Raw genomic sequence first — 11,801 nt, 5'->3', positions numbered from 1 at the left:
CCGCAGGCTAACTGAGCAGTCCGACGCAGGCCCGGGCCGCTGGTGCGCCGAGATTGCCGCGGTGGTTGTGTCCAGCCGGGTTCGCACAGCCTTGGCGGCAATCTCGGTGGTCAGCCGGCGCGATTAGATGGCATCCGGGTCTTGGGCGAACGCTTCGGCGGCCTTGCGCGCAAGCTCGATCGCGGTGCGCGACCATTGCGGCGTCGCACCCGCCAGACCGCATGCCGGGCTGACACCGATGCGATCGCGCAGCGCTGAGCGGCCGAAGCCGAGCCGATCGGTCACCCCGACAACGGCGGCGGCGACCTGCTCGACCGACGGCGGCCGTTGCGGGGCGGTTGCGGGCACTACGCCCAACACGATGGTGCGACCAGACTCGACGAATGCTGCGATGCCATCCAGATCCGCTGCCCGCAGCATGTTGGCATCTACCGACACCGCGCTAATAGCGCTGCGCTGCAAGAAGTTCCACGGCAGTTCCGCGGCACAGCTGTGCAGCAGTACATCGGCACCCACGGTCGCGACGCAATTGTCCAACAACGCTGCCGCCAGCGCTTCGTCGAGCGGAGCGACCGGGGAAAACGCGGTCACCCCGGTCAGCAGTCCCCCCAATGCCGCCGGCAGCGACGCCTCGTCGAACTGCACCACCACCGGGGTGTCGAGTCGCCGTGCCAGGGCCGCACGGTGCGCGGCAACGCCCTCGGCCAGCGATGCTGCCAGGTCACGCACGGCGCCGGGGTCGGTGATCGCCCGGTGGCCGTTGGCCAGTTCTAGCCCGGCCACCAAGCTGACCGGTCCAGGAGCCTGCACCTTGACGACACGCCCCCTGCCGCGCAGACCGGCCTTCTCCCAGGCCTCTTCGAGGGCATCCATGTCCTCGTCGAGCAGGCTAACGGCTCTGCGTGTCACTGCGCCGGGCCGTGCGGCGATGCGGTAACCGCGTGGCACCGTGTCGATGGCCACGTCGATGAGCAGCGCACCGGCCCGTCCGAGCAGGTCGGCGCCCACTCCCCTGGCGGGCAACTCAACGATATGGGCCAGCGCGCCCGCCAACTCGCCGACGACAACCTCGGCGGCGGGGCGCGGGGATGAGCCGGGCCACGATCCAACACCGCTAGCCGTTGCGAAAACACTCATCCGGCAACCGTATTCGACATCGCATCGCCGGTCGCCCGCCAGGGGTACCTGTTGTCTTGCGCGAGCCGTCCCGCAGCTAGCAAAATGTGACGCGGCCGCTGCTGTGATGCGACACGGCGTTGCCCCAGGGACACGGCTCCCAGCTCGCCGGCAACATCGGCACCCGCGGAGCAGCGCCGAACAAACCAGCACCGCACACCGTCAACCCCGCCGGCTGCCCAACCGACTCCTTACTCACGGTCCCAGCAAAACCCCACTCCGGTGCCACCACAGGGCGCGCTACAACAGACGACACTTCTACCACACGTTCGCCGGCTTCACCAGGCTCCTCATCCCTAGACCGGTCCGCGAGGTAGCCGCCGGCACCGATTGGTAACGCGGTCGGCAACGCAATCGATAACGCAGTCGGCAACGCGATCGCGGAGCCGACCAGCACGACTGGCGGCACGAGCGGAGCGATCACGAGGGAAGCAGCGATCTCGAGGATCACAGCGATGATCGCCCAGAGCACGGCTCCAATAAATAACGCACCGAGGGCCATCAATATGTCAATGATGACGTCAACGACGGCTGCCGGTGCGGCGACGTCGGCCGCAAGGACGCTGAGTGCGCCACCATGGGCGTTCAGCAGTGGCGGCGCCGCTGTGGCCAGTGGTCGTGACGCCAGCACCGTACCCGAAACCGCTTCATAGGCGCTCATGATGGTGGCCGCCCGAACCCACATCTCCGCGTACTCGGCCTCATTAACCGCGATCGGGATCGTATTCACACCAAAGAAATTCGTCCCCGACAACACCGCATGGGCGGCATGGTTAGCAACCAGCTCGGACAACGTTGGCATCTCGGCCAGCGCACCGGTATAGGCCGCCGCCGCCACCTCATGCCCTACAGCCCGCTGCGCACAGTCAGCGCTGGTCTTTGTCAGCCATGTCAGATACGGTGCGTGCGCGGCCACATAGTTCGCCGCGCTCGGCCCCTCCCACGCCGCAGCCGACACCGCGCCCAGATTTGCAGTGAGTTCTTGTGCCGCCAACGCGTATTCGACGCTCAGCGAGGTCCACGCCGCACCGGCGTTCAACACCGGACCAGGACCCGGACCAGCAGCCAACAACGCCGAATGCACCTCCGGCGGCACGCCAAACCAAAGCGTCACACCAAACCCACACCGTACGACGACGCCGCCACCGCAATCACCGGCACCGCAGCAGAATGCGCCGCCACCAAACCCTCCGGAACCACCGCAGCGTCAAAAACCGCCCCTCCTCTGTTAAGCCAAAACCCGAGGGGAATTATTATACATATGACAAATACTACGGCAGGGCATACCTCCCGTCGGCTACCGCCTTAGCACAGAAGTCTTGCGCTATCTCGCCCGGATGGTCCGCCCGCTCCGGGGCCTGACCAGCAGTCCACGCGCAGCGTTAGGCAACATCTCGAGTTTCCCGGAACCCACGGAAGTGTCTTTGTCACAACGGACTCAGCTAACCGTTAATTCGCCCACCAACCACATTTGACTGCCAGCTCGCCGGCAACATCGGCACCCGCGGAGCAGCGCCGAACAAACCATCACCGCACACCGTCAACCCCGCCGGCTGCCCAACCGACTCCTTACTCGCGGTCCCAGCAAAACCCCACTCCGGTGCCACCACAGGGCGCGCTACAACAGACGACACTTCTACCACACGTTCGCCGGCTTCACCAGGTTCCTGCTCAGGCTCCTCATCCCTCGACTCGTCCGCGAGGTAGGCGCCGGCACCGATTGGCACCGCAATCGGCAACGCAATCGCTAACGCGGTCGGCACCCCAATCACGGAGCCGGCCAGCACGAATGGCGTGGCGATGATCAGGAACGGCGGGGTCAAGATGATCGCGAGGAGCGTGAAGGTGATCGCCTCGGCCAAGATGATCAGCGGCAGCACCATCGCGAGGACGACCGTCCAGAGGACAACCGCAAACAACAGATAGAACAATATCATAATGATATTGATCAATATGATAATGATGATCGGGAGCTCCCCCGGTGCGGCGACGTTGGCCGCAAGGACACTGGGTACGCCACCATGGGCGTTCAGCAGTGGCGGCGCCGCTGTGGCCGGTGGTCCCGACGCCAGCACCGTACCCGAAACCGCTTCATAGGCGCTCATGGTGGTGGCCGCCCGAACCCACATCTCCTTGTACTCGGCCTCATTGACCGCGATCGGGATCGTATTCACACCAAAGAAATTCGTCCCTGACAACACCGCATGGGCGGCGTGGTTAGCGGCCAGCTCGGACAAGGTGGGCATCTCGGCCAGCGCACCGGTATAGGCCGCCGCCGCCACCTCATGCCCTACAGCCCGTTCGGCGCAGTCAGCGCTGGTCTTTGTCAGCCATGTCAGATACGGTGCGTGCGCGGACTCATAGTTCGCCGCGCTCGGCCCCTCCCACAGACCAGCTGACACTGCACCCAGATTTGCGGTGAGTTCTTGTGCCGCCAACGCGTATTCGACGCTCAGCGAGGTCCACGCCGCACCGGCGTTCAACACCGGACCAGGACCCGGACCGGCAGCCAACAACGCCGAATGCACCTCCGGCGGCACGCCAAACCAAAGCGTCACACCAGACCCACATGTGACGCCGCACCAGCATTCGCCGCCGCAAGACGAGCCGGCAGCGCCGCAGCATCGGCCACCGCCAAACCATGCGGAACTACCCGCAGCGTAATAGCCCGCCCCTCCCGCTCAGCAAACAGATCGCCCAGCTGTATACACAGCGAGTAATGCATATCGTGGAAACATCGCTATAGTCAACTACTGCTTCAGTGAATACAATGCGGGGCCATCGCGCCAACGGTGTCAACACCGACGTGATCCTGCTGGATCAGTCACGGATGCGCGCGATCGTCGGCGCCGACATCATGCCCTCTCAACGTCAATTTGCCGATATCAGCCACCACGCCGTTAGCCAGCACACACCCATTAACCTTGCACACCAACCACATCCGACTCCCACGTCGCCGGCAACATCGGCACCCGCGGACCACCACCCAACCCGCCATCCAACATGACCAACCCCGCAGGCCCCGTGACCGACTCCTTACCCGCTGTCCCAGCAAAACCCAATGCGCCAGCACCCCGATCAGAAGCCACCACCGACACCAACCGCCCCTGCGGCGCCACCCCGGCACGCGCGCCACCAGACGCTACGTTCGCCGTCACGACATCGACCTCGACAACCTCCGCGCCCACACTCGCCTCGTCGGCAAGGTAGCCGCTAATGCCGATCGGCAACGACGTCGGCAACGCGATCGCCGAGCCGGCCAGTACGACAGGCGCGGCGACCGCGAGGAACGGCAGGGTCAAGACGATCGCGAAAAACCCGAAGACGATCGTCTCTGCCAGGATCACTAATGGCAGCAGGATCGCGAGGACGATCGCCCAGGCGACGACTCCAAACAGCAACTCGAGCAATATCACCGGGAGCTGGATCAACAGCTCACCGAGGAGGATCAATATCTCAATGATGACATCGATGATGGCTGCCGGCGCGGCAGGGACGGCCGCCATGCCGCCGCCCACGCCACTACCGGTTTTCAGCAGTACCGGCGCTGCTGTGGCCCGTAGTCGCGACGCCAGCACCAGCACCGAATTCGAGGTCGCCTCATAAACGGTCATCGTGCTGGCCGCCCGAACCCACATCTCCGCATACTCGGCCTCATTGGCCGCGATCGGGATCGTGTTCACACCAAAGAAATTCGTCGCCACCAACACCGCATGGGCGGCACGGTTAACAGCCAGCTCGGCCAACGTCGGCATCTCCGCCAAAGCACCATCATATGCCGCCGCCATCGCCTCATGCCCAGCAGCCCGCTCCGCGCAGTCGGCGCTGACGTCGTCTAAGAAGACCAGATACGGCGCGTGCGCGCCCACATAGCCCTCGGCGCTCGGACCCTGCCACGCCTCAGCCGACACCTCGTCCAGCTCTCCAGTGAGTTCTTCTGCTGCCCAAGAAGATTCGATGCTCAACGAGGTCCACATTGTCGCGGCCTCCCGCAACGGACCAGAACCCGGACCAGCACTCAACAACGCCGAATGCACCTCCGGGGGCGCGCCAAACCAATACGTCACGCCAAACCCGCACCGTACGCCGCCGCCGGCACCACCGCCGCAATCACCGCCTCCACCGCAGCACTGGCCGCCGCCAAACCCTCCGGAACCACCTGCAGCGTCACAACCCGCTCCCTCAGTCAAATCAATAAGCCCGCTCAACTATACACATGGCGAATAATAGCTGGCGCGGAACATGCCCATAGTCAACTTACGGCCGGCACCGCCGCAGCCGATCCGTTCCCCTATCCACCCGGCCCGAGACAGTCCCGCCGTCCATCGACCTCGTGTCCGTCGAAGGGCCAGATAATACACGATTCACATGACCGCACAGAAGCTCGTCACAGACCAATTCAACGACCGCACTGGCGGTTTCACCCGCGGTCGCTTTGCAAGCTATAACGCCGGCGTGGCGGCGATGGTGGCGCTGCCGAGCACCTCGTCGCCGTCCGGATCCAGGCGGTACAGCACCAGCGTCTGGCCGCGCGCCACACCGCGCAGCGGTTCGCACAACCGCACCGAAAGCTCGTCACCAATCAACTCAACGACCGCACCGGCGGTTTCACCGTGCGCACGAATCTGAACCACGCACTCAACAGGACCCGACGGCGCGGCTCCCGCGGTGAAGACCGGCGCCCGTCCGATCAGCGCATGCACATCGAGGTCGGCCGCGTCGCCCACCTGCACGGTCGCGGTGTCGGCGTCGATCGCCGTCACGTAGCGCGGTCGGCCGTCCGGTCCTGGCCCGGCGATGCCCAGGCCCTTGCGTTGACCGACGGTGAAGCCGTGCACCCCGTCATGGGTAGCAAGCACGGCGCCATCCGCATCAACCACGCTGCCGCGGCGAACCCCAATGCGCGCACCCAGAAAGGCACGGGTGTTGCCGGACGGGATGAAGCAGATGTCGTGGCTGTCGGGCTTATCGGCAACCGGTAGGCCGCGGCGGGCGGCCTCCGCACGGACCTGCGGCTTGGGGGTGTCGCCGATCGGGAACGCGGCGTGGCGCAGCTGCTGGGCGGTCAGTACGGCCAGCACATAGGACTGATCCTTATCCCGGTCGACAGCACGACGTAGCCGCCCACCGGACAGCCGCGCGTAGTGGCCGGTGGCCACCGTATCGAAGCCCAACGCTAAGGCTCTGACAGCAAGCGCCGAGAACTTGATCCGCTGATTGCATCGCACACAGGGGTTAGGGGTTTCCCCGCGGGCATACGATGACACAAAGTCATCGATCACGTCTTTGTGGAACTTCTCAGCGAAATCCCAAACATAGAATGGGATCCCGAGAACATCGGCGACACGGCGCGCATCTGACGCGTCTTCTTTCGAGCAGCAGCCCCGCGACCCGGTGCGCAGCGTACCGGGAGCGGTAGACAGCGCCAGGTGCACACCCACCACATCGTGTCCGGCGTCGACCATCCGAGCAGCGGCGACCGACGAGTCGACGCCACCGCTCATCGCGGCGAGAACTTTCACCCCCCAACACCCCCGGCCCCCGCCGCGGCCAGCAATGCCCGACGGGCACGGTCCACCGCCCCCGGCAGCACCCGTAGCACTTCATCAACGTCGGCCTCAACACTGGTGTGACCCAACGAAAGACGCAGCGATCCGCGCGCACTGGCCGGATCGGCGCCCATCGCAATCAAGACATGCGACGGCTGCGGAACACCGGCGGTGCAAGCCGATCCGGTCGAGCATTCGATTCCGTTGGCGTCCAACAACATCAACAGCGCGTCGCCTTCGCAGCCCCGGAAGGTGAAGTGCGCGTTGCCTGGAAGCCGCCGGTTGGGGGCACCGTTGAGCGCAACGTCGTCAATCGTGGCCAGCACTCCCTCGATCAAGCGGTCACGCAGCACCTGCAACCGGATGCTGTTGGGCTCCAATCCATCCACCGCGATCTGCGCCGCCGCTGCCATCCCGACAGCGCTGGCGACATCGGGGGTGCCGGAACGAATATCGCGCTCCTGCCCACCGCCGTGCGACAACGGCACACAGCTGACGTCGCGGCGCAGCAGCAGCGCGCCCACACCCGGCGGGCCGCCAAACTTGTGCGCGGCCACACTCATCGCCGACAGCCCGCTGGCGCCGAAGTCGACCGGCAGCTGCCCCACCGCCTGGATCGCGTCGCTGTGCATCGGGACACCGAACTCGGCGGCGACGGCGGCGAGTTCAGCGGCCGGCATGACCGTGCCGACTTCGTTATTGGCCCACATCACTGACACCAACGCGACGTCGTCGTGTCGCTGCAGCGCCTCCCGCAGCCCGGCCGCCGATACCGAGCCGTCGGCAGCGGTGGGCAACCACGTCACCTCCGCACCCTCGTGTTCGACCAGCCAGGTCACCGCGTCCAGCACGGCGTGGTGTTCCACCTCGGTGGTGACGATGCGTCGGTGGCGCGGCTGCGTGTCGCGACGCGCCCAATAGATACCTTTGACGGCTAGGTTGTCGCTCTCCGTGCCGCCCGCGGTGAAGATCACCTCGGACGGGCGCGCGGCAAGTTTGTCGGCGATCAGCTCACGGGATTCCTCGATCCGCCGCCGCGCCGCTCGCCCACTGGTATGCAGCGACGATGCATTGCCGACGGTGCCGAGCACGGTCGTCATCGCCTCGATGGCGGCGGGGTGCATCGGGGTCGTAGCGGCGTGATCCAGGTAGACCATGACGGGCTTTAGGATACCGGCGATCCAGGCCGGCCGGGTCAGGAGCGCCCGCTGCTGACTCCGGCCCCGACATGTCGGGGTTCCGCATCGGCATGCGGCCCAGTCCCCAGTCGCACCGCGGACTGACAGCGACGGGCCAGGGCCCGCCGGTCGGTGCCTGGCAGCTGCAGAGATTCGACACGCACCCACGCCAACGTGCAACGCACGGTGAGCAGCCGGCGGATTGACCGCAACAATGTGTCGTCACCGACGAAGGCCGGCACGGTCGATACGCTCCCGTCGATGTGGTGATATGTCAGCCGAAGAGGCTGTACTGGACGACCGGCATCGATCGCGGCCTGAAACATTGCCGGATAGAAGAACCCTTGGTGCGATGGCCCAGTGAGGCCGCACCAGGTGGTGCCTTCAGGAAACGCCACCACGGTTTGACCGGCTCGCAGCCGACGGGCGACGATGTCGACCACCGCGGGCAGCCTCCGCAGACTGGACCGCTCGATCGGGATGATCTTCAGGATGCGCGCCACGATCCCAGTTGCGGGCCCGGTGAACATATCGGCACGGGCGACGAAGGACCCCGGCAACACAGCGCCGATGGCGAAGACATCCAGCCAAGACATGTGGCTGCTGACCACCAGGACTCCGCGCAGGTTACGAATCGGGCTACCCGATACCGTGATCCGCACGCCGAAGCAGCGCAGCATCAACCGACAATAGGCGCGTTGCGTGTGCGTGCGGCCCGGCAGCGGCACCGCCGCCAGCGGCAACCCCGGTGCCAGCAGCACCAGCAGCATTACCCGCAGCGCCACCCGCAGCACGACCAGCGGCCGCCGCGACGCAGCAGCGTTATCCTTGCGCACACAGTTGATATCGCACGATGTCCGCGGCAGCCAGGCATGCCCGCTGACCGTGGAAGTGCACCCTAGGCTGTTCACGGAGTCACTCTGCCTGCCATCGCTCCGGCCAGCTCCGAGGCGGCTGAAACTGACCGCAGTCGCCGCAGATAGCGGGTATCGGCGTCACGCTTATCCAGCAGCATGCAGAAGTCCCCCGAACCGAAGTCCGGGTCGTGCGCCGGCTCACCGCAGACCCGTGCTCCCAGTCGCAGGTAGCCGCGCATCAGCGGCGGAACCGTCGGCCGTTGCGGCGGCGGAATATCGTCGATGCCCCGACCCTGCACTTGCACCGGGCGATACGGGTACACCCGGTGCTGCGGCGCGGCGGCATGTCGTTGCAGCACAAAGTCGCGGACGCCACGAATCTGCCTGCCTGCAGCGGGATCGCCGGCGATCGGGACCGACACACAACCGGTGACATAGTCATGGCCGTATCGGTCAAGATAGGCCAGGATGCCCGCCCACATCAGTAGCACTACGCCACCGTTGCGGTGACCTTCGCGCACCACGGCGCGGCCCATCTCGACCAACGACGACCGCAACGGATCGAATGAGCGAATATCGAATTCCGTTGCGGTATAAAGGCCTCCGGCCGCGATGGCACCCGCCGGCGGCAGCATTCGGTAACAACCCACCAGCTCGCCGGTGTGGTCATTACGCACCAACAGGTGGTCGCAAAACTCGTCGAACGGTTCGACGTCCAGGTGCGCGCCACGTTGCCCTGAGCCCGCCGCCGGCACGGCGAAGCCGGGAGTACTGCTGAACACGTCGTAGCGGAGCCGCTGCGCGGCCGCAACGAGGGTGGGATCGGTGGACAGCAACAGGGAATAACGCGGCCCAGCAGACGAACTTGACGCGGTGCCATGCGGCTTCTCGCTGGGTATCAGGACAGAAGCAATGCTCATGGCACCAACGTGACGCAACCGGTCAGCTAACCGGCATCAACGTTGTGACATGTCGGTGCACGTCAGATGACGAAATGCCGTGGGTGACCACGGCACGCTATCACCGCGGGGGCGTCAGCCCTTACGAGCCTTGATCCCGTCGGTCAGCTGCGGCGCCACCTTGAACAGGTCACCGACGACACCGAAGTCCGCGATCTCGAAGATCGGTGCTTCCTCGTCCTTGTTGACCGCGACGATGGTCTTTGAGGTCTGCATGCCCGCGCGGTGCTGGATCGCCCCGGAGATACCCAACGCAATGTAGAGCTGGGGCGACACCGTCTTACCGGTCTGGCCTACCTGGAACTGACCCGGGTAGTAGCCGGAATCCACCGCGGCACGCGATGCTCCGACTGCGGCGCCCAACGAGTCGGCCAGCGCCTCGACCACGCTGAAGTTCTCCGCGCTGCCGACACCGCGGCCGCCGGACACCACGACGGTGGCCTCGGTCAGCTCCGGGCGGTCGCCGGCAACCGCGGGCTCGCGAGCGGTGATCTTGGTGGCGTTCTCGGCGGGAGCCGGCACCTCCACGCTGACCTGCTCACCCGCGCCGGCGGCTGGCTGCGCCTCAACGGCCCCCGCCCGCACCGTGATCACCGGGATGTCGCCGTTGGCCCGCGCCTCGACGGTGAACGCACCACCGAAAATGCTATGGACGCCCACTGCCCCTTCTCGAACGTCCACGACGTCGACCAACAGACCGGATCCGATCCGGGCCGCCAGCCGGCCGCCGATCTCCTTGCCGTCGGCGGTGGCGGCCAATAGCACGGCGGCCGGAGCCGATGATTCGGCCAACGCGGCCAACACATCAACCACCGGCGTGATCAAGTATTTGCCGACGGCGTCGGACTCGGCGACGTAGATTTTGGCGGCGCCGGCCGCCTTCAACCCGTCAACCAGCGACGCGGCCGTTCCCGGCGTGCCGACCACGACAGCAGCCGGCTCACCCAGCGCGCGGGCGGCGGTGATCAATTCGGCGCTGACCTTTTTCAGCGCACCTTCAGCGTGCTCGACAAGCACCAGTGCTTCAGCCATGGGTAATATCGCTCTTCTCTGTCAGGGACGTGCGCTCTAAATGATCTTCTGGGCAACCAGGTACTGCACGATCTGGTTGCCGCCGTCGCCCTCATCGGTGACCTTCTCGCCCGCGGTTTTGGCCGGCTTCGGCGTCGACGCCAACACCGTCGACCCGGCGTTGGCCAGCCCGACCTCGTCGGCCTCGACACCGATCTCGGCCAACGTCAACACCGTGACTTCTTTCTTCTTGGCGGCCATGATGCCTTTGAAGGAGGGGAAGCGCGGTTCGTTGATCTTCTCGTTCACACTGACCACCGCGGGCAGCGCGGCCTCGAGGGTGAACACGCCCTCATCCGTTTCGCGTTCACCGGTGATTTTGCCGCCCGCAACCGAGATTTTGCGCAGGTGGGTGAGCTGCGGCAGGCCCAGGTACTCGGCGATGATCGCCGGAACCGCGCCGCCGACGCCATCGGTGGATTCGTTGCCGGCGATGACCAGTTCGGTGCCTTCGATGGTGCCCAACGCGCGTGCCAGCGCCCACCCAGTCTGGATGACATCCGAGCCGTGCATGCCGTCGTCCTTGAGGTGGACGGCCTTATCAGCGCCCATCGACAGGGCCTTGCGGATCGCCTCGGTGGCGCGCTCTGGGCCCGCGGTCAGCACCGTCACCGACCCCTCGATGCCGTCGGCGGCCTCTTTCTCGCGGATCTGCAGCGCCTCTTCGACGGCACGCTCGTTGATCTCGTCTAGCACCGCGTCGGCGGCCTCACGGTCCAGCGTGAAATCGCCGTCAGTCAGCTTGCGCTCCGACCAGGTGTCTGGGACCTGCTTGATCAGGACCACGATGTTCGTCATGGGTGTGGTTCGTCCTCCTCGAAGGCGTCCCGCAGTCCTCGACTGCGGGACCTCGGTCACGCGTTTCGCAACCATACAGCGCTGTTACTGCTCGGTAACTTCGCACGGTATGCCCTCACACCATAGCGGGTCGCATCTGCGCAATTGCCCGCTGCTCCGCACCGCCGTGAGCGCGGACGGCTCCAGCGGTTCGCGAATCGGGCGGTTCGGGTT

General features: G+C 65.6%; 11 protein-coding genes and 1 pseudogene. All 12 read right to left on the bottom strand.

Annotated features, from left to right (window positions below):
• Positions 1 to 123 precede the first annotated feature (123 nt).
• The gene (locus tag B586_RS06575) at positions 124 to 1,137 is read right to left on the bottom strand and encodes a uroporphyrinogen decarboxylase/cobalamine-independent methonine synthase family protein (protein ID WP_054880375.1); all 1,014 of its coding nucleotides are present in this window, start codon (positions 1,135 to 1,137) and stop codon (positions 124 to 126) included.
• Positions 1,138 to 1,213: 76 nt separating this feature from the next.
• Positions 1,214 to 2,290, bottom strand: coding sequence for a PPE family protein (locus B586_RS06570; protein WP_054880376.1), 1,077 nt, complete (start codon positions 2,288 to 2,290; stop codon positions 1,214 to 1,216).
• Between the two features lie 328 nt (positions 2,291 to 2,618).
• A complete protein-coding gene (locus tag B586_RS06565; RefSeq protein ID WP_054880377.1) occupies positions 2,619 to 3,734 on the bottom strand; it encodes a PPE family protein in 1,116 nt (371 codons plus the stop codon).
• Positions 3,731 to 3,901 (bottom strand): hypothetical protein, encoded by a 171-nt coding sequence (locus B586_RS20795; RefSeq protein ID WP_156166207.1) that lies wholly within the window; start codon positions 3,899 to 3,901, stop codon positions 3,731 to 3,733. The genes B586_RS06565 and B586_RS20795 overlap by 4 nt, the downstream gene beginning before the upstream one ends.
• A 193-nt stretch (positions 3,902 to 4,094) precedes the next feature.
• Positions 4,095 to 5,243, bottom strand: coding sequence for a PPE family protein (locus B586_RS06560; RefSeq protein WP_082607547.1), 1,149 nt, complete (start codon positions 5,241 to 5,243; stop codon positions 4,095 to 4,097).
• A gap of 8 nt (positions 5,244 to 5,251) precedes the next feature.
• Positions 5,252 to 5,347, bottom strand: a pseudogene (locus tag B586_RS22705) (PE family protein); the annotation flags it as partial.
• A gap of 271 nt (positions 5,348 to 5,618) precedes the next feature.
• Positions 5,619 to 6,698, bottom strand: coding sequence for a tRNA 2-thiouridine(34) synthase MnmA (gene mnmA, locus B586_RS06555; protein ID WP_054880378.1), 1,080 nt, complete (start codon positions 6,696 to 6,698; stop codon positions 5,619 to 5,621).
• A complete protein-coding gene (locus B586_RS06550) occupies positions 6,695 to 7,882 on the bottom strand; it encodes a cysteine desulfurase family protein (RefSeq protein WP_054880379.1) in 1,188 nt (395 codons plus the stop codon). The genes mnmA and B586_RS06550 overlap by 4 nt, the downstream gene beginning before the upstream one ends.
• Before the next feature lie 38 nt (positions 7,883 to 7,920).
• Positions 7,921 to 8,814, bottom strand: coding sequence for a lysophospholipid acyltransferase family protein (locus tag B586_RS06545; RefSeq protein WP_082607546.1), 894 nt, complete (start codon positions 8,812 to 8,814; stop codon positions 7,921 to 7,923).
• A complete protein-coding gene (locus B586_RS06540) occupies positions 8,811 to 9,680 on the bottom strand; it encodes a GNAT family N-acetyltransferase (RefSeq protein WP_054880380.1) in 870 nt (289 codons plus the stop codon). Before B586_RS06540 ends, B586_RS06545 begins: the two co-directional genes overlap by 4 nt.
• A gap of 114 nt (positions 9,681 to 9,794) precedes the next feature.
• Positions 9,795 to 10,751, bottom strand: coding sequence for an electron transfer flavoprotein subunit alpha/FixB family protein (locus B586_RS06535; RefSeq protein WP_047313078.1), 957 nt, complete (start codon positions 10,749 to 10,751; stop codon positions 9,795 to 9,797).
• Between the two features lie 36 nt (positions 10,752 to 10,787).
• On the bottom strand, positions 10,788 to 11,588 hold the full coding sequence (locus B586_RS06530) for an electron transfer flavoprotein subunit beta/FixA family protein (protein WP_054880381.1): 801 nt from the start codon (positions 11,586 to 11,588) through the stop codon (positions 10,788 to 10,790).
• Positions 11,589 to 11,801: the final 213 nt, after the last annotated feature.

It is taken from the genome of Mycobacterium haemophilum DSM 44634 (assembly GCF_000340435.2).
GTDB classification, from domain to species: domain Bacteria; phylum Actinomycetota; class Actinomycetes; order Mycobacteriales; family Mycobacteriaceae; genus Mycobacterium; species Mycobacterium haemophilum.
The sequence above is the reverse complement of the archived record's forward strand: the minus strand, read 5'-3'. Positions and strand labels throughout refer to the sequence as shown.

Excerpts from the sequence above, each read along its gene's own strand:
- B586_RS06575 (WP_054880375.1), bottom strand. The coding sequence starts at position 1,137 with ATGAGTGTTTTCGCAACGGCTAGCGGTGTTGGATCGTGGCCCGGCTCA.
- B586_RS20795 (WP_156166207.1), bottom strand. The coding sequence starts at position 3,901 with ATGCATTACTCGCTGTGTATACAGCTGGGCGATCTGTTTGCTGAGCGG.
- B586_RS06550 (WP_054880379.1), bottom strand. The coding sequence starts at position 7,882 with ATGGTCTACCTGGATCACGCCGCTACGACCCCGATGCACCCCGCCGCC.
- B586_RS06540 (WP_054880380.1), bottom strand. The coding sequence starts at position 9,680 with ATGAGCATTGCTTCTGTCCTGATACCCAGCGAGAAGCCGCATGGCACC.
- B586_RS06535 (WP_047313078.1), bottom strand. The coding sequence starts at position 10,751 with ATGGCTGAAGCACTGGTGCTTGTCGAGCACGCTGAAGGTGCGCTGAAA.
- B586_RS06530 (WP_054880381.1), bottom strand. The coding sequence starts at position 11,588 with ATGACGAACATCGTGGTCCTGATCAAGCAGGTCCCAGACACCTGGTCG.